Genomic DNA, 17,395 nt, shown 5'->3' on the forward strand with positions numbered 1-17,395 from the left:
CGATCCGCGCCAGGCCAGACCACGTCGTGGCGCGCCACGCCACGTCAGACCACGTCGATCCGGGCCGCGTCGAGCGACGTTGATCCGCGCCGTCGGACCACGTCGTGCCACACCACATCAGACCACGTCGTGCGACACCACATCGGACCACGGCGCGCAGCCTCAGACCACACGCCATGCCATGCCACGTCACGCCACTGTACGAGTACCGGGATCCGCGGAGCGTGGCGCCCGCGTCTCGCTCAGGCGTCGAGAAGACGGAGGAGCCAGCCGCTCGAGCGCACCTGCGCCCCGGCGACCTCGACGCGGGACTGCAGCTCGCGGTCACTGGTCACCGCGAGAACCGGCGACGCGCTCGCGACCCGGCGTTCGACCTCGGCCACGATCGCGTCGTCACCGGCGCCCTCCGCGCGCACGACGTCCAGAGCCGAGCCCGCGACTCCGGCTTCTGCGGCCGCCGGATCTGCCGGCGATCCCCCCGCAGCGGCCTCCGCGATGTCCCGCGCGCGACCTTCCACGACGAGCGAGACCTCCGGGAACCAGGCGTCCCCCGCGAGGCCGAGGTCGTCCGCGGACACGGCCAGCCCGGTCAGACGATCGCGCAGTCGTGCGGCGGCTCCGGCGCGATCCTTCCACCAGCCGTCCGGCACCGAGCCCACGACGTTGGCGCCGTCGACCACGACCACCGGGTGCGCCGAGAGCTGAGCCCGCAGCATCGGCCACGCCGCACCGAAGCCGGGGTGCAGGGGCAGCCCGTCGACGTCCTCGACGGGCACCCACGACAGCGCGACGCTCTCGGGGTCGCTGATCACGGGGTCGAACGGCGTCCGGACATCAGCGACGACGGTGGTGTAGGACCAGATGCCGAGGTCGAGCACGCTGGTGAAGCGCGGCCGCACCGCACCATCCGGCACTCCCGCCTCCTCCTGCGCCTCCCGCACGGCGCCCACGATGGCCGCCTCGCCCTCGTGCAGCGCGCCGCCGGGCAGGCCCCAGGTGCCGCCGAAGTGGCTCCACGCCACGCGATGCTGTAGCAGGATGCCGCGCTCCGGATCGACGGCGAGGAGACCGGCCGCACCGAAGCGCCCCCAGTACCGCTCACCGGTGTCCGCGACCACCCAGGCATCGCCGGGATCGCGCGGCCCCTCGGGGCGACGCGGTTCACCGGCGGCGGGAGGTACGACAGTCACCCCCTCAGCTTTTCACAGCATCGGGGCTCCGGCGCCACCGCCGCGACATGCGCGGCAACGAGTCAGCGCTGGCGACGCTCCCGCACGCGCATGTTGATGACGATCGGCGTGCCCTCGAAGGGGTAGAGCTCTCGCAGGCGGCGCTGGATGAACCGGCGGTAGCCCGGGTCGAGGAAACCGGTCGTGAACAGCACGAACGTCGGCGGACGCGTCGAGGCCTGCGTCCCGAAGAGGATGCGCGGCTGCTTCCCGCCGCGCACCGGGTGCGGGTGCTCGGCGACGAGCTCGGCGAGGAACGCGTTGAACTTGCCGGTCGGGATGCGGCGGTCCCAGTTCTCCAGCGCCATCTCGAGCGCAGGGACGAGCTTGTCGAGGTGACGACCCGTCTTCGCCGAGATGTTGACCCGCGGGGCCCAGGCCACGTGGGCGAGGTCCTGCTCGATCTCGCGCTCCAGGTAGCGGCGGCGGTCGGCGTTCTCCAGGTCGTCGTCGTTGAGGCGATCCCACTTGTTGAACGCCAGGACGAGCGCGCGACCGGACTCGAGCACGAGGTCGATGATCCGCACGTCCTGCTCGCTGATCGACTCCGACACGTCGAGGACGACGATGGCGACCTCGGCCTTCTCCAGCGCGGCCGACGTGCGCAGCGACGCATAGAAGTCGGCGCCCTGCGCCATGTGCACGCGGCGACGGATACCGGCCGTGTCGACGAGGCGCCACATCTTGCCGCCGAGCTCCACGACCTCATCCACGGGGTCGCGCGTCGTGCCGGCGAGATCGTTGACGACCACACGCTCCTCCCCCGCGGCCTTGTTCAGCAGCGAGGACTTGCCGACGTTCGGGCGCCCCAGGATCGCGACGCGGCGCGGACCGCCGATCTCCTGCTTCGCCACCGCGGAGATCTCCGGCAGCTTCGTCAGCACGGCGTCGAGGAGGTCGGCGACACCACGACCGTGGATCGCGGAGACCGGGTGCGGCTCGCCGAGACCCAGGTTCCACAGGGCGGCCGCCTCCGGCTCCTGACGCGCGTCGTCGATCTTGTTGGCGACGAGGAAGACCGGCTTGCCGCTCTTGCGCAGCAGCTTCACGACGTGCTCGTCCGTCGAGGTGGCGCCCACCATGGCGTCCACGACGAACAGCACGACATCGGAGAGGTCGATCGCGACCTCGGCCTGAGCCGCGACCGAACGGTCGATGCCGCGGGCGTCGGGCTCCCAGCCGCCGGTGTCGACGACCGTGAAGCGGCGGTCGTTCCACTCGGCCTTGTACGTGACGCGGTCGCGGGTGACGCCGGGGGTGTCCTCCACGACCGCCTCGCGACGGCCGAGGATCCGGTTCACGAGCGCGGACTTGCCCACGTTCGGCCGCCCGACGATCGCCACCACGGGGAGCGCAGGCAGGAACTCGATGCCGTCCTCGCCCAGCGCCACGCCGGCGAGGAGCGCGGCGTCCTCGTCGTCGAGTTCGTAGTCGGCGAGCCCGGCGCGCAGGGTCTCCGCGCGCTGCTCGGCGAGCTGGTCATCGATCTGCTCGAGCTTCTCGGCGAGCTGGTCGGGACCGCCTTCATATTCGTCGTCAGCCACGGTCTGCTCCTCGGAGTCGTTCGATCACCGAGAGGACGGCGTCGATGGTCTGGGGGAAATCGAGTGCGGTCGAGTCGACGACCTCCACGCCCTCCGCGGCGTTGAGGAAATCGACGACGGCACTGTCGGAGGCGTCGCGCTTGTGCAGGGCATCCGCCACGGCGGCGGCGTTCTCGCCCGCGAGTTCGCCCGCGCGACGGGCGGCCCGCACCTCCGGTGCCGCGGTCAGCAGGATGCGCACGGGGGCATCCGGTGCCACGACGGTCGTGATGTCGCGTCCTTCGACGACGACGGCCGGGTACGGCGCCTCGGCGACCAGCGCTCGGAAGAGCTCGTTGACCTGGGCGCGCACCTCCGGCACGCGGGCCACGCCGCTCACGGCACCGGACACGCGGGGTTCGCGGATCGCGTCCGTCACGTCGACGTCGCCGACGCGCACCGTGCGGTCGTCCGGATCGAGCCCGAGGCGGACGGGGAAGTCGGCGGCCGCGGCGCGCACGGCCTCAGCGTCGTCGGTGTCTGCACCGCGATCGAGCACATGCCAGGCGAGAGCCCGGTAGGCCGACCCGGTGTCGAGGTAGCCGAAGCCCTCGCGACGCGCGATCGCCTTGGAGACGCTCGACTTCCCGGACCCGGCGGGCCCGTCGATGGCGATGAACTTCGTGGCGGAGATGGTGGAGGTGTCAGTCATTGGTGTTCCCTGCGATGCGCCAGCCGCGTTCCTGGAGCCCGGTGATCGCGCCGTGCAGCGCCGCGGGGTCGACACTGATCTCGGCGAGGCCGAACTGCGCGCCCGGAGAGTGCTCCAGTCGCAGGTCCTCGACGTTGACGCCCAGCTCGCCGAGCTCGCCGAACAGGCGACCCAGCTGACCGGCGGTGTCGTCGACCATGACGACCAGTGTCTCGAAGCGTCGGTTCTGCCCGTGCTTGCCGGGAAGGCGCTCGACGCCGTCGTTGCCCTGGCGGATGGTCTCGGCGAGCACGCGTCGGGCACCCGGGGCCCCGGGAGCGCGCAGCGCGTCGGCGACCTCGCTCAGGTCGGTCGCGAGCGCGTCGAGGATCTCGACGACGGGACCGGCGTTGGCCCCGAGGATCTGCACCCACAGTTCCGGAGCGGACGCGGCGATGCGCGTCGTGTCTCGCACGCCCTGCCCGGCCAGGCGGAGAGCGCCCTCCTCGGCCCCGGCCAGACGACCGGCGAGGAGGCTCGCGACGACCTGCGGCACGTGCGAGGTGAGGGCGACGGAGCGGTCGTGCTCCTCCGGGGTCATCTCCAGCGGCATCGCGCCGACGTCGAGGGCCAGCGCCTCGACCAGCGCGAGGTCGCGCGCGGTGGTGTCCTCGTCGCGGCACACGACCCACGGCCGGCCGATGAAGAGATCGGCTCTCGCCGAGATCGCCCCGCCGCGCTCCCGACCGGCGAGCGGGTGCGAGCCGATGTAGCGGGCGAGGTTCACGCCCCGCTCCCGGAGTGTGCGGAACGGCTCGAGCTTCACGCTCGCGACATCGGTCACGACGGCGTCGGGGTACCGCTCGAGCTCGGCCTGGATCACGTCGGCGGTCACGTCCGGCGGCACGGCCACGACGACGAGCACCGGGGCGTCGTCATCCTGCGGAAGGCGTCCGGCGCCGTAGTCGACGGCGAGGCGCAGCTGCGCAGGGGACGCGTCGGTGAGGACGACGTCGATGCCCTTCGCACGCAGGGCATGGCCGACGCTGGCACCGAGCAGCCCGGCGCCGACGATGCGCACGGTGCCGGACAGACGCGGCGCCACGGCACCGCTCTTCCGCGCCGCGGGCGCACTCGTCGTCTGGGTCATTCGCTCTCCTGCTCGCCTGGCGCCTCGGCGACACCGGATTCCCGGCGCGCGAGAGTCAGCAGCGCGCCGAGTTCGATTTTACTCAGTTCCCGCGTCCGACCGGCCGGGAGGGTTCCCAGGTGCAGCGGACCGAACTGTCGCCGCACGAGTTCCGTGACCGGATGGCCGACCGCGGCCATCATCCGGCGCACGATCCGGTTGCGGCCGGAGTGCAGCGTGAGCTCCACGAGGCTCGAGCCGCGCGACGTGTCCAGCAGCCGAGCCTTGTCGGCGGCGATGGGGCCGTCCTCCAGCTCGATGCCCTTCGTGAGCTTCGAGATGGTCTGCGCCGTCACGCTCCCCTCGACCTTCGCGATGTAGACCTTGGTGACGCCGAAGGAGGGATGCGCGAGGACGTGCGCGAGCTCGCCGTCGTTGGTGAGCAGCAGCAGTCCGCTGGTCTCGGCGTCCAGACGCCCGACGTTGTACAGCCGCTCCTCGTAGTCCTTCGTGAAGCGTCGGAGATCGGGGCGTCCGCTCTCGTCGCGCATGCTGCTGACCACACCCGTCGGCTTGTTCAGCATCACGTACCGCTTGGACACGTCGAGCTGCACCGCGGTGCCGTCCACGTCCACGAGGTCCCGCTCCGGGTCGATGCGGCGACCGAGCTCGGTGACCACCTGGCCGTTCACGCGGATGCGTCCCTCGACGATGTACTGCTCGATGACCCGACGGGAGGCGACGCCGGCAGCGGCGAGCACCTTCTGCAGTCGCACGCCCTCGGGAGCGGTGGAGTCGTGGGCGTCGGTGGTCATCGGACCGTCCCTTCGTCGAAGCCGTCGGCGCCGTCGTCGAGGAGCGGCGAGATCGGCGGAAGCTCATCCAGCGAGTTGATACCGAGATGCTGGAGGAGCGCATCGGTGGTGCCGTAGTTGATCGCACCGGTCTCGGAATCGGCGAACAGTTCGGTGATCAGCCCCCGCGCGAGGAGGGTGCGGACCACGGAGTCGACGTTGACCGCGCGGATCGAGGCCACCTGGCTCCGGGTGACCGGCTGCTTGTACGCGATCACGGCGAGCGTCTCCAGCGCCGCCTGGGAGAGCCGGGCCGGCGCCTGACCGCCGACGAACTCCGCCACGACCGGATCGAGGTCTTCGCGGACGTAGAGCCGCCATCCACCGCCGACCTCCCGCAGCTCGAAGCCGCGCCGCGGACCCGCGCCTCGACCGTCGTAGTCCTCGACCAGCGACTCGACCGTCTGCCGGACGGCGGGCACCGGCGCGCCGACCGCGGCGGCGAGGGCCACCAGGCCGATCGGCTCGTCGACGATGAAGAGGATCGCCTCCACACGCTCGCTGAGCGGGAGCTCGGAACCCGTCACGGCGTCGGGCTCGTCGGGGAGGCCGGTCTCTGCCGCGGTCACGTCATCGGTCATAGTCGGCCCCCAGGGTCGCGAGTGTCTCGTCCGACCAGGAGTCGGCGGCCCAGCGGAGGGTGAGCTCCCCGAGCGGTTCCAGTTGTTCGAAGGAGAGCGCCGCGTGGCGGTACAGCTCCAACACCGAGATGAAGCGGGCCACGACGATACCCGGCTCCGAGACGCCCGCGACCAGCTCGCGGAAGCTCAGCGACTCGGTGCCGCGCAGCAGCGTGACGACGATCGCGGCCTGCTCGCGGATGCTGACCAAGGGCGCATGCAAGTGGTCGAGTCCGACGTGCGGGATCTCCTTCGGCGCAAAGGCCAGCAGCGCCAGCGCCGCGAAGTCGTCGGGCGTGAGCGACCAGACGAGCTCTGGTGTCTGCTTCCGGTGCTTCTCCTCCAGCGGTACCGCACGCACATGACGGCGGTCCTCCCGCTGCAGGCACCGCGAGAACCATGCGGAGACCTCTTTGAACGCGCGGTACTGCAGGAGACGGGCGAAGAGCAGGTCGCGCGCTTCGAGCAGGGCGACGGCCTCGGCGTCGACGAGCTCGCCCTGCGGCAGCAGGCCCGCCACCTTCATGTCGAGCAGGGTCGCGGCGACGACGAGGAACTCCGACGCCTGGTCGAGCTCCTCCTCGTCCTCCAGGTCGGCGAGGTACGCGATGAACTCGTTGGTGACGGCGCTCAGCGACACCTCGGTGATGTCCATCTCGTGCTTCGAGATGAGGTTCAGCAGGAGGTCGAAGGGGCCGTCGAAGTTGGACAGCGAGACGCGGAACCCAGCGGCATCGTCGGCGGAGGACGGCTCCGCGGTGTCGATCGCCTCGGCGGGTGCCGGGACCTCAGCGGTACCGAGCTCGTCAGGCGACGGCGCCACGGGCGACCAGCTCCCTGGCCAGCCGCAGGTATGCCTGTGCGGCCGCGTGCTCCGGAGCGAACTCGGTGATCGGGACCCCCGAGACCGACGCGTCCGGGAACTTCACGGTGCGGCCGATGACGGTCTCCAGCACGTCGTCGCCGAACGCCTCCACGACGCGCTCCAGCACCTCGCGCGAGTGCAGCGTGCGCGGGTCGTACATCGTCGCCAGCAGGCCGTCCATCTCGATGGAGGGGTTGAGCCGGTCGCGGACCTTGTCGATGGTCTCGATGAGGAGCGCGACACCGCGGAGCGCGAAGAACTCGCACTCGAGCGGGATGATGACGCCGTGCGCCGCCGTCAGCGCGTTCACGGTCAGCAGACCGAGCGACGGCTGGCAGTCGATGAGGATGACGTCGTACTCCCCCGCCACCTGGCGCAGCACGCGGGCGAGGATCGTCTCGCGGGCGACCTCGTTGACGAGGTGCACCTCCGCGGCGGAGAGGTCGATGTTCGCGGGAAGGACGTCGAGACCGGGCACGTTCGAGTGCACGATCGCGTCGTGCGCGTCGCGCTTCGTGTCGAGCAGGAGGTCGTAGACCGTCGGGACGTCGTGCGTCTGAATGCCGAGACCGGCGGACAGCGCGCCCTGCGGGTCGAAGTCCACGGCGAGCACCTTGCGGCCGTACTCCGCGAGCGCGGCGGCGAGGTTGATGGAGGTGGTCGTCTTGCCGACGCCGCCCTTCTGGTTGCAGAGCGCGATGATGCGGGCCGGGCCGTGAGACTTCAGAGGCGCCGGGATCGGGAAGCCCTGGTACGGACGGCCGGTGGGTCCCATGGGGGTGTCGTCGGCCTTCTGCGCCTTCGCCCTGGACTTCGCCACTTTCTCAGCCACCGGTTCTCCTGCTCCTTCGTGCTTGCTCGATTGTAGCCGCCCAGCGTTCCCCAGCCGGCTCGGCGCGCGGCGGTCCCGGTACCGGCCGCGGCCTGCGCGGTCAGCGCGCCCGGGGATGAGAGGTCGCGTAGATGTCACGGAGAGCATCCACCGACACATGCGTGTAGATCTGCGTCGTCGCGACCGAGGAGTGCCCCAGCAGCTCCTGCACCACCCGCACGTCGGCACCGCCCTGCAGGAGGTGCGTCGCGAACGAGTGGCGCAGCGTGTGCGGGGAGACCTCGGTCGTGAGCTGTGCGCGCTCCGCGGCGGAACGGATCACCAGCCAGGCGCTCTGTCGCGAGAGCGGGGCACCGCGTGCGCCGAGGAAGAGCCGGGCCGATGCGCGGCCCTTCGCGGCGAGCTCCGGGCGAACCCGGGTGAGGTAGGCGTCGACGGCGGCACGGGCGTACGACCCCACCGGGACGATGCGCTCCTTCGAGCCCTTGCCCCGCAGGCGCAGCACCTCGCCGTGCGCCATGTCGTCGACGTCGAGCCCGACCGCCTCCGACACCCGGGCGCCCGTGGCGTAGAGGAGCTCCAGCAGCGCCCGGTCGCGGATGCCGAGCGGCTCCTCGGCCGACGGCGCGGCGAGCAGCCGCTCCACCTGGTCGATCGTGAGCGCTTTCGGCAGCCGGCGCGGGGTCTTCGGCGGGCGGAGCCGTCCGGTCGGATCGTCCGCCTCAATGCCCTCACGGGCGAGGAACCGGTGCCAGCCGCGCACCGAGGACTGCAGGCGCGCCAGACTCGTCGCGGCCGGCAGCGGCTCCGCCGAGGCGCGGTCGGCGATGAAGCGGTCGACGACGGCGGGCGTGATGTCCGCCGTGTCGTCGATCCCCTCCGCCGTGAGCCAGTCCCGGTAGCCCTCGAGGTCCCGCCGGTAGGCGCCGACCGTGTGCGCGCTCAGGCCGCGCTCGATCGTGACGTGACGCAGATACGCGTCGAGGGCGCGATCGAGCTGCATGCTCAGCTCCGGTCGCGCAGCCTCTGCGCGACCGCCAGCACGCCGAGCGCGAGGATGCCGTTGCGCAGGCGTCCCGCCAGGACTCCGGCGACCGCCGCCTCGAGGGGAAGCCAGGCGAGGCGGATGTCCGCCTCCTCGTCTTCGCGGGCGTGCGCGGCCGCGGCGGCGGTGAGCCCCGTCGCGAGGAACACCTGGATGAGCTCGTCGTTGCCTCCCGGCGTCGTCCACGACGAGACCAGGGGCTCCCAGTGCGCGGCGACGAGGTCGGCCTCCTCCGCGAGCTCGCGACGGGCGGCCGCCAAGGGCTCCTCCCCCGCGATGTCGAGGAGGCCGGCCGGCAGCTCCCAGTCGCGGTGGCGGATCGGGTGACGGTACTGCTGGATGAGCAGCACCCGTCCCTCGTCGTCCAGCGCGAGGATCGCGACGGCGCCGGGGTGGGCGACGTACTGTCGCACGATCTCGCCCTCGCCGTAGTGGACCCGGTCGGAGCGCACGTCCCAGACGCGCCCCTCGTAGACGAGGTCGCTGCTCACGACCTCCGGCTCGAAGGGCTCGTCGCGCAGCGGCTCCGCGACGGCCGGCGCCTCCGACTCACTCATCGACGGGCACGTCGAACAGCTCGCTCGCGCGGTGGCGGGCGATGGCCGCGCCAACGAGCCCGCGGAACAGCGGGTGCGGGTCGGTCGGACGCGAGCGCAGCTCCGGGTGCGCCTGGGTGGCGATGTAGTACGGGTGCACGTCACGCGGCAGCTCGACGTACTCGACGAGGTCGAGTTCCGGGTTGAGGCCCGAGAACACCAGGCCGGCCTCGGACAGGCGATCGCGGTACGCGTTGTTCACCTCGTAGCGGTGGCGGTGACGCTCGGACACCTCGGCGGCGCCGTAGACCTCGCGCGCCAGCGAGCCCTCCGCGAGAGCCGCCTGGTAGAGGCCGAGGCGCATGGTGCCGCCCAGGTCGCCGCCGTCGAGGATCTCGATCTGCTCGGCCATGGTCGCGATGACGGGCTCCGCGGTGTCCGGGTCGAACTCGCTGGACGAGGCTCCGGCGATCCCGGCCACGTCGCGGGCGTACTCGATGACCATGCACTGCAGACCCAGGCAGAGGCCGAGGGTCGGGATGCCCTGCTCGCGGGCGAACTTCAGCGCACCCAGCTTGCCCTCGATGCCGCGGATGCCGAAGCCTCCGGGGACGCAGATGCCGTCCAGCTCGGCCAGCTGCTCCTGCGCGCCCTCGGGGGTCTCGCAGAGGTCGGACGGGATCCAGCGGATGTTGACCTTGGTCTCCTGCGCGAAGCCGCCCGCCTTGAGGGCCTCCGTCACGGAGAGGTAGGCGTCCGGAAGGTCGATGTACTTGCCGACGAGACCGATCGTGACCTCGTGCTTCGGGTTGTGCACCGCGTGCAGAACCTTGTTCCAGCGCGTCCAGTCGACGTCGTCCGCCTTCTGGTCGAGCCCGAGGCGGCGCACGATGTAGGAGTCGAGGCCCTGCTCGTTGAGGGTCGACGGGATGTCGTAGATGCTCGGCAGGTCGACGGTGTTGATGACGCCTTCGACGTCGACGTCGCACATCAGGGCGATCTTGTTGCGGTTGCTCGCGCTCACCGGGCGATCGCTGCGGAGCACGAGGGCGTCGGGCTGGATGCCGACCTGGCGGAGCGCGGCAACCGAGTGCTGGGTCGGCTTGGTCTTCTGCTCGCCGGACGCTCCCATGAACGGCACGAGCGAGACGTGCACGAAGAACACGCTGTCGCGGCCGAGCTCGTGACGCAGCTGGCGGGCCGACTCGAGGAACGGCTGCGACTCGATGTCACCGACCGTGCCGCCGACCTCGGTGATGATCACGTCGGGACGCGGGTCCTCGGCGGCCTGCAGCCGCATGCGGCGCTTGATCTCGTCGGTGATGTGCGGGATCACCTGCACGGTGTCGCCGAGGTACTCGCCGCGACGCTCGCGGGCGATCACCTGCGAGTAGATCTGACCGGTCGTGACGTTGGCCGCCTCGGACAGGTTGATGTCGAGGAAACGCTCGTAGTGGCCGATGTCGAGGTCGGTCTCCGCACCGTCGTCGGTGACGAACACCTCGCCGTGCTGGAACGGGTTCATGGTGCCCGGATCGACGTTCAGATACGGGTCGAGCTTCTGCATGACCACGCGGAGTCCGCGAGCGGTCAAAAGGTTGCCCAGGCTGGCCGCGGTGAGCCCCTTGCCCAAAGACGAAACGACACCACCAGTCACGAAGATGTGCTTGGTCGTGTCGTTCTTGGGCCCCGCAGAAGAAGAGTTCATCACGGGCTTCTATCCTAACAGTTCATTCAGACGCCGAGGCTGAGAAGCTCGCGGGCGTGGGTGAGTGCGGCATCGGAATCCGCGAGTCCAGAGAGCAGACGGGCCATCTCGGCCTCGCGCTCCTCCCCGTCGAGCCGCCGCACGCTGGACGCGGTGACGGCGCCGTCGTGCGATTTCACGACGGTGAGATGGTTGTTCGCGAAGGCGGCGACCTGCGCGAGATGGGTGACGGCGATCACCTGCGACTTCTCGGCGAGTCGGGCGAGTCGCCGACCCACCTCGATCGCCGCCGCGCCGCCGATGCCCGCGTCGACCTCGTCGAACACGAAGGTGGGCACGGGATCGGTCGCCGCGATGACGACCTCGATCGCGAGCATCACCCGCGACAGCTCGCCGCCGGAGGCGCCCTTGGCGACCGAGCGAGGTTCGGCGCCGGGATGCGGGGCGAGCAGGATGGCGACGTCGTCGCGGCCGTGGGTGCTCTCGGCCCCCGGGGCCACAGAGACCTCCAGGCGCGCGTCCGGCATCGCCAGCGCGTGCAGCTCGGCGGTCACGGCCTCGCCGAGTCGGCCGGCCGCCTCGCTCCGGGCCGCGGTGAGAGCGTCGGCCCGGGCGTCGAGCTCTGTCCTGGCCGCGTCGCGCTCGGCGGTGAGGCGTTCCAGGCGCTCTCCGTCGTCGTCGAGTTCGGCCAGTCGCGCGGATCCGGTCTGCCACAGCGCCAGGGCCTCCGCCAGCGAGCCGTGCTGACGGATGAGGACGCCGAGCGCGGCCCGGCGCTCCTCGACGGCGGCCAGCTCGTGCGGACCGGACTCATCGAGGTCGGCGAGGAAGCCGGAGAGCACACCGGCGGCGTCGGCAATGCGGTAGCCGATGTCGGCCAGGGTCTCCGCGACCTCCGCGAGCTTCGGGTCGGACACGCGCTCGATCGCTCGGCGCGCTTCCGCGACCAGCGCCGAGGCATCGGGCTCGCCCTCCTCGTTCGAGAGGGCTCCGTGGGCCAGGGCGGCGGCGACGCGGAGTTCCTCCGCGTTCGCGAGGCGCTCGGCACGAGCCGTCAGCTCCTCGTCCTCGCCCTCCTCGGGGGCGGTCGCCTCGATCAGGGCGAGGTCCTCCCGCAGCCGGGCGGCCTCCTCGGCACGCCGGTCACGGTTCGCGGTGATGTCGATGATCTGGGCGTCGAGCGTTCGCCAGCGCTCGAACGCGGCCTGGTACTCCTCCAGCGCCCGGGCGATCGGTTCGCCGCCGAAGCGGTCGAGGGCGTCGCGCTGCGCGGCGGCCGAGCGCAGTCGCAGCTGCTCGGACTGTCCGTGCACGACGATGAGCTCGTCGGCGAGGGAGGACAGCACACCTGCCGGCGCGGCCCGCCCGCCGACGCTCGCGCGGCTGCGGCCCTCGGCGCTGAGGGTGCGCGAGACATAGAGCTCAGCGGTGCCGGCACCGGCCGGCTCCAGCTCTCCCCCGGCCTCGGCCACGATGTCGGCGACCTCGCCCTTCTCGGGCACGATCCACACCCCGGCCACCGAGGCCTGCGCGGCTCCCTTGCGCACGGCGCCCGAGTCGGCGCGCTGGCCGAGGAGCAGCCCGAGCCCGGTGACGACCATGGTCTTCCCCGCGCCCGTCTCTCCGGTGATGGCCGTGAAGCCGGGCCCGAGCGGCAGGACGGCGTCGGCGATCACGCCGAGCCCCTGCATGCGCATCTCCTCGATCATGCGTCGCTCCTCCGCTCCTGTCCGCGCCATCCTTCGACGGGCAGCTGGAACTTCCGCACGAGACGGTTCGTGAACGCCGTGGGGTGCAGACGCGCGAGGCGGACCGGGCGCGACGAGCGGCGCACCACGACGCGGGCTCCCGGCGGAAGGTCGTGGGAACGACGGCCGTCGCACCAGAGGATGCCGGAGCCATCCGTCCGCTCCAGCATCTCGATGGCCACGGCCGCCTCGGGGCTCACCACGAGCGGCTTCGCGAAGAGCGCGTGCGCCGACAGCGGGACCACCGCGATGGCCTCGACCGTCGGCCAGATCACCGGGCCGCCGGCGGAGAAGTTGTAGGCGGTCGAGCCGGTCGGCGTGGAGATGACCATGCCGTCGCAGCCGAAGCTCGACAGCGGCCGCCCGTCGATCTCGAGCACCACCTCGATCATGCGCTCGCGGCTCGCCTTCTCGACGGTCGCCTCGTTCAGGGCCCAGGTCTCGAAGACGACGTCGCCCGAGGCGTCCTTCACGCGCACCGACAGTGCCAGGCGCTCCTCGACCTCGTAGTCGCGGGCGATGACGCGGCGCATCGCGTCGTCCATGTCGTCCCGGTCGATCTCCGCGAGGAAGCCGACGTGACCCATGTTGATGCCGAGCACCGGAGCGCCGCTGTCACGGACGAGCTCTGCCGCGCGGAGGATCGTGCCATCGCCCCCGAGGACGATCGCGAGCTCGAGCGTCGCCGGTCCGGAGGCGTCCAGCACCTCGACGTCCGCGAAGAACGCATCGACTGCGGCGAGCTCGGCATGGTCGTCGGCTGCCAGGACGGGACGGACCCCCGCACCGCGGAGGGCGTCGATCACCCGACGGGCGGCCGCGACGGTGTCGACGCGACCCGCGTGGGCGACGACCAGGATCCTGCGCTCGTTCATCGTCCCCCTGCCAGCCGGTTGATGGTGTCCATCCATTCTGTCGGATTGCTGCCGCCGCCCGGCACGAGGTGCACGAGATACTCCGCATTGCCGTGTGTCCCGAGGATCGGGGAGGAGACGATCCCCGCCATCCCCATCCCGGCATCCCACGCGCTCCACACCACGCGGGCGACGGCATCGGCCCGGGTGGCGGGGTCGGTGACGAGGCCGCCGCGCACCGCGGTCCTCCCGACCTCGAACTGCGGCTTGACCAGCAGCAGCACGTCGGCGCCCGGCGCGGCCACGGCGACCACCGCGGGCAGCACGAGCTCGAGCGAGATGAAGGAGAGGTCGCCCACCACCAGGTCGGGCGACGTGGACTCCCCCGTCGCTGCGGTGAGGCTGTCACGCGTCATGTGCCGCACGTTGAAGCCCTCGACGGCGATGACGCCGGGGTCGGCGGCGACCGCGGGGGCGAGCTGACCGTGGCCGACATCCACGGCGAGGACACGGCGCGCGCCGCGTTCCCGCAGCACCTGCGTGAAACCGCCGGTCGAGGCCCCCATGTCGAGCGCGAGGCGTGCCTGCACCGGGATGCCGAAGCCGTCGAGCCCGGCGACGAGCTTGTGCGCCGCGCGGCTGACGTAGTGGTCGGCGCCGGCGACCGTGATGGTGTTGTCGTCGCTGACCGCGGTCGAGGCCTTCACGACCGGACGGCCGTCGACGCTCACGAGGCCGTCGGCGATGAGGGTGGCGGCATGCGTGCGCGAACGGGCGAGTCCTCGGGCGGCGAGGGCGGCGTCGAGTCGCGTCATCGTGGTCCCGGGGTCTCCCGCAGGTCGTGCCGGGATCCGCTCTCGAGTCGTCGCGAGAGGTCGTCGTGCAGGGCCGAGTACGCGTCCGCGCGTGCGGCGAGCGGCTGCCCTTCGATCAGGCGCAGACGACTCCACAGGCCGTCCGTCGGCGCGCTGGTCGTCATCTCATCGCTCACGCTTCCACTGTACGCGGCACCGCCGACGGGCGGCGGCGCCACGCGTGGCTCAGGGGCGGTGGAACGGGTCCGCGTACAGCCGTTCCGGAACCCGGAGGACGAACACCGGCGTCCCGGACGCCCAGATCGCGGCGGCGCCCGCACGGAGCAGGTCGAGCTGGTCGCCGGACTCGGCGACGATCTCGACGTCTGCGCCCCGGACGCGGACGGCGGCGCCGTTCACGTCGAACACGCCGTCGGTCACGGTGGGCTCGGGGTACGGCTCGTGCAGACCGCGCAGGTCGCCGAGGATATAGGTCGGGCGCGATCCTTCGGGCGCGGCGAGGACGTGCTTGGGACGGTCGATACCGGTCAGCACCAGGGCGGACTCGATGCCCGCACGGCTGGCACCCATGATGTCGGTGTCGAGGCGGTCACCGATGAAGAGCGCTTTCGCCGCGCCGAAACGGGCGAGCGCCTCCTCGAAGATCGGGGTCTCCGGCTTGCCCGCCACCGTCGCCAGGCGACCGATCGCGGTGTGCACGGCGGACACGAGAGTGCCGTTCCCCGGGGCGACGCCCCGCTCGCGCGGGATCGTCCAGTCGGTGTTCGTGGCGATCCACGGGATGCCGCCCTCGTCCTCGGGGACCTTGAGGGCGAACGCCGCCTCGGCGAGGTCGGTCCAGGCGACCTCGGGCGCGAAGCCCTGGACCACGGCCTGCGGCGCGTCCTCGGCGCTGCGCGTGACCGTGTACCCGGCCTTCTGCACCTCGTCGACGAGGCCGTCGCCGCCCACCACGAGGATCGTCGCCGGCGCCGGCACGATCCCGGACAGCAGACGCATCGCCGCCTGCGGGCTCGTGACGACGTCCTGCGGAGCCACGTCGAGCCCGAGACTCGTGAGGTGCGCGGCCACCGAGGCGTCGGTGCGCGAGGCGTTGTTCGTGATGTAGCCGAGGCGCACCGCGTGCGCCGCCGCGTTCAGGCTCTCCACCGCATGCGGCAGAGCGCCGGGACCGGCATAGACCACGCCGTCGAGGTCGGCGAGGACGGTGTCCACGCCTTCGAGCGGCGTGCGACCCGCCGAGCGCTTCCGCGCCTTCGCAGTGAAGAGCCCCACTACGCCTCCGGCTTCTCGGACGCGGAGGGCGAGTCGTCCTCCGCCTCGTCGTCATCCGTCTCGTCGTCCTCGCCGAGCAGCTCGCGCACCTCGTCCTCGATGGACGGCTCCGCGGGCTCAGGGGCCTCGGTCGTGTCGGGAGCTTCGGTCGCGTCGTCGGCTTCGGTCGCGTCCTCGTCCTCGACAGAAGCGACGTCAGCGTCGGAGAACTCGTCGTCAGAGAACCCGTCCTCGATGAGGCCGTCCTCCACGTAGAGCTCCTCATCGCCGGCCTCGTCGACACCGAGAGCCTCGGCGGCGACCTCGGCACGGCGCGCCCAGAACTCGGCTTCGTCCGTACGCCCGAGGTCCTCCAGGACGGCGGCGCGCGCGGCGAACAGCGCGGGGCTCCACTCGAATGCGCGGTCCGGGTCCAGCTCCGGGATCTCGAGCTCTCCGAGCGCCAGCTCGAGGTCTCCCTGGTCGAGCCGGGCACCCGACATCGCGATAGCCAGGGCGACTCGCACGGGCGTGGTCAGAGCTGATCGGTCCACCGCCCGACCGGTCTCGAGGGCGCGGTCGGGGCGCCCGATACCGCGCTCGCTGTCGACCATGAGGGCGATCTGGTCATCCTTACCGGAGATCCGGCGGTAGGTACGCAGCTCGCGCAGCGCCAAGGCGAAGTCGCCGGTCGCATAGGCGGTGATGCCGAGGGTCTCGCGGACGATCGCGATCCGGCCGGCACGACGCGACGCCGCCAGCGCATGCTCGTGCGCCAGAGCGGGGTCCTCGTCGATCAGCCGGGAGGCCATCGCCAGGTGACGAGCGACGAACTCGGCGTTCTCTTTGCTCAGCGTCTTCAGCTCGTTGCGCGCGGACGGGTGCAGGTCGCGCGCGGTGACCTCGTCCGGGACGCGGGGCTCGTCGAAGCGCGGACGCTCGTTCGCCGCGTTGGCCGGACGCTCCCGCCCAGCCCCGCCGCGCTGCGGGAAGGGCCGCGACCGGTCACTCCCCCGCTCACGCTCGAACCCGCCCTCGCGACGCGGAGCGGAGTCACGGTTGTAGCCGCCCTCGCGACGAGGACCGGAGTCACGGTTGTAGCCGCCTTCGCGACGCGGAGCGCTGTCCCGGTTGTAGCCGCTCTCGCGACGGGGCGCACCACCGTCGCGGTTGTAACCACCCTCGCGACGAGGCGCACCACCGTCACGGTTGTAACCACCCTCACGACGAGGCGCACCACCGTCACGGTTGTAGCCACCCTCACGACGGGGCGCACCATCGCGGTTGTAACCACCCTCGCGACGCGGAGCGCTGTCACGGTTGTTGTAGCCACCCTCACGACGCGGAGCACCATCGCGGTTGTAACCACCCTCACGACGCGGAGCACCGTCACGGTTGTTGTAGCCACCCTCACGACGGGGCGCACCATCGCGGTTGTAACCACCCTCGCGACGCGGAGCGCTGTCACGGTTGTTGTAGCCACCCTCACGACGCGGAGCACCATCGCGGTTGTAACCACCCTCACGACGCGGAGCACCGTCACGGTTGTTGTAGCCACCCTCACGACGCGGAGCACCGTCACGGTTGTTGTAGCCACCCTCACGACGCGGAGCACCGTCACGGTAGTTGTAACCGCCCTCACGACGCGGAGCACCATCACGGTTGTAGCCGCCTTCACGGCGGGGGGCAGCA

The 17,395-nt window shown here is 71.4% G+C and carries 17 protein-coding genes; all 17 read right to left on the bottom strand.

Translation table 11 applies throughout. The features are described 5' to 3' along the window. Positions 1-242 precede the first annotated feature (242 nt). On the bottom strand, positions 243-1,190 hold the full coding sequence (locus B7W94_RS11180) for an NUDIX domain-containing protein (RefSeq protein ID WP_085606538.1): 948 nt from the start codon (positions 1,188-1,190) through the stop codon (positions 243-245). Between the two features lie 62 nt (positions 1,191-1,252). Next, the gene (gene der / locus B7W94_RS11185) at positions 1,253-2,773 is read right to left on the bottom strand and encodes a ribosome biogenesis GTPase Der (RefSeq protein WP_025105139.1); all 1,521 of its coding nucleotides are present in this window, start codon (positions 2,771-2,773) and stop codon (positions 1,253-1,255) included. Next, positions 2,766-3,464 (bottom strand): (d)CMP kinase, encoded by a 699-nt coding sequence (gene cmk, locus B7W94_RS11190; RefSeq protein WP_025105140.1) that lies wholly within the window; start codon positions 3,462-3,464, stop codon positions 2,766-2,768. The genes der and cmk overlap by 8 nt, the downstream gene beginning before the upstream one ends. Beyond that, positions 3,457-4,593 carry a prephenate dehydrogenase gene (locus tag B7W94_RS11195; protein WP_025105141.1) on the bottom strand — a complete coding sequence of 379 codons (1,137 nt, stop codon included), beginning with the start codon at positions 4,591-4,593 and terminating at the stop codon, positions 3,457-3,459. The genes cmk and B7W94_RS11195 overlap by 8 nt, the downstream gene beginning before the upstream one ends. Further along, entirely contained in the window at positions 4,590-5,387 is a 798-nt protein-coding gene (locus B7W94_RS11200; RefSeq protein ID WP_085606540.1) for a pseudouridine synthase, read from the bottom strand. Before B7W94_RS11200 ends, B7W94_RS11195 begins: the two co-directional genes overlap by 4 nt. Continuing rightward, a complete protein-coding gene (gene scpB / locus B7W94_RS11205; RefSeq protein ID WP_085606542.1) occupies positions 5,384-6,007 on the bottom strand; it encodes an SMC-Scp complex subunit ScpB in 624 nt (207 codons plus the stop codon). The genes B7W94_RS11200 and scpB overlap by 4 nt, the downstream gene beginning before the upstream one ends. After that, the gene (locus tag B7W94_RS11210) at positions 5,997-6,869 is read right to left on the bottom strand and encodes a segregation and condensation protein A (protein WP_025105144.1); all 873 of its coding nucleotides are present in this window, start codon (positions 6,867-6,869) and stop codon (positions 5,997-5,999) included. The genes scpB and B7W94_RS11210 overlap by 11 nt, the downstream gene beginning before the upstream one ends. Then, positions 6,853-7,686: a ParA family protein gene (locus B7W94_RS11215; protein ID WP_164498181.1), complete on the bottom strand. Its 834-nt coding sequence runs from the start codon at positions 7,684-7,686 to the stop codon at positions 6,853-6,855. Before B7W94_RS11215 ends, B7W94_RS11210 begins: the two co-directional genes overlap by 17 nt. Positions 7,687-7,843: 157 nt before the next feature. Continuing rightward, complete coding sequence (gene xerD, locus B7W94_RS11220) at positions 7,844-8,746, bottom strand: site-specific tyrosine recombinase XerD (RefSeq protein ID WP_085606544.1); 903 nt, start codon at positions 8,744-8,746, stop codon at positions 7,844-7,846. A gap of 2 nt (positions 8,747-8,748) precedes the next feature. Next, entirely contained in the window at positions 8,749-9,345 is a 597-nt protein-coding gene (locus B7W94_RS11225) for an NUDIX domain-containing protein (RefSeq protein ID WP_085606546.1), read from the bottom strand. Then, entirely contained in the window at positions 9,338-11,032 is a 1,695-nt protein-coding gene (locus tag B7W94_RS11230) for a CTP synthase (RefSeq protein ID WP_085606548.1), read from the bottom strand. The genes B7W94_RS11225 and B7W94_RS11230 overlap by 8 nt, the downstream gene beginning before the upstream one ends. A gap of 26 nt (positions 11,033-11,058) precedes the next feature. Then, entirely contained in the window at positions 11,059-12,741 is a 1,683-nt protein-coding gene (gene recN / locus B7W94_RS11235; RefSeq protein WP_085606550.1) for a DNA repair protein RecN, read from the bottom strand. Continuing rightward, complete coding sequence (locus B7W94_RS11240; protein WP_025105150.1) at positions 12,738-13,655, bottom strand: NAD kinase; 918 nt, start codon at positions 13,653-13,655, stop codon at positions 12,738-12,740. Before B7W94_RS11240 ends, recN begins: the two co-directional genes overlap by 4 nt. After that, positions 13,652-14,449: a TlyA family RNA methyltransferase gene (locus B7W94_RS11245; RefSeq protein WP_085606551.1), complete on the bottom strand. Its 798-nt coding sequence runs from the start codon at positions 14,447-14,449 to the stop codon at positions 13,652-13,654. Before B7W94_RS11245 ends, B7W94_RS11240 begins: the two co-directional genes overlap by 4 nt. Further along, positions 14,446-14,625 (bottom strand): hypothetical protein, encoded by a 180-nt coding sequence (locus B7W94_RS11250; protein ID WP_085606553.1) that lies wholly within the window; start codon positions 14,623-14,625, stop codon positions 14,446-14,448. Before B7W94_RS11250 ends, B7W94_RS11245 begins: the two co-directional genes overlap by 4 nt. Positions 14,626-14,674: 49 nt before the next feature. Next, entirely contained in the window at positions 14,675-15,724 is a 1,050-nt protein-coding gene (locus B7W94_RS11255; RefSeq protein WP_085606555.1) for an HAD-IIA family hydrolase, read from the bottom strand. Further along, positions 15,724-17,395 (bottom strand): primosomal protein (locus B7W94_RS18390; protein WP_253247431.1); only part of this gene is annotated, 1,672 nt, incomplete at its 5' end. The genes B7W94_RS11255 and B7W94_RS18390, both read right to left, overlap by 1 nt.

Source organism: Microbacterium sp. LEMMJ01 (assembly GCF_002114135.1).
GTDB lineage: Bacteria > Actinomycetota > Actinomycetes > Actinomycetales > Microbacteriaceae > Microbacterium.

Coding starts and splice junctions, on each gene's coding strand:
- cmk (WP_025105140.1), bottom strand. CDS start 3,464: ATGACTGACACCTCCACCATCTCCGCCACGAAGTTCATCGCCATCGAC.
- B7W94_RS11195 (WP_025105141.1), bottom strand. CDS start 4,593: ATGACCCAGACGACGAGTGCGCCCGCGGCGCGGAAGAGCGGTGCCGTG.
- B7W94_RS11200 (WP_085606540.1), bottom strand. CDS start 5,387: ATGACCACCGACGCCCACGACTCCACCGCTCCCGAGGGCGTGCGACTG.
- scpB (WP_085606542.1), bottom strand. CDS start 6,007: ATGACCGATGACGTGACCGCGGCAGAGACCGGCCTCCCCGACGAGCCC.
- B7W94_RS11215 (WP_164498181.1), bottom strand. CDS start 7,686: ATGGGACCCACCGGCCGTCCGTACCAGGGCTTCCCGATCCCGGCGCCT.
- xerD (WP_085606544.1), bottom strand. CDS start 8,746: ATGCAGCTCGATCGCGCCCTCGACGCGTATCTGCGTCACGTCACGATC.
- B7W94_RS11225 (WP_085606546.1), bottom strand. CDS start 9,345: ATGAGTGAGTCGGAGGCGCCGGCCGTCGCGGAGCCGCTGCGCGACGAG.
- B7W94_RS11230 (WP_085606548.1), bottom strand. CDS start 11,032: ATGAACTCTTCTTCTGCGGGGCCCAAGAACGACACGACCAAGCACATC.
- recN (WP_085606550.1), bottom strand. CDS start 12,741: ATGATCGAGGAGATGCGCATGCAGGGGCTCGGCGTGATCGCCGACGCC.
- B7W94_RS11240 (WP_025105150.1), bottom strand. CDS start 13,655: ATGAACGAGCGCAGGATCCTGGTCGTCGCCCACGCGGGTCGCGTCGAC.
- B7W94_RS11245 (WP_085606551.1), bottom strand. CDS start 14,449: ATGACGCGACTCGACGCCGCCCTCGCCGCCCGAGGACTCGCCCGTTCG.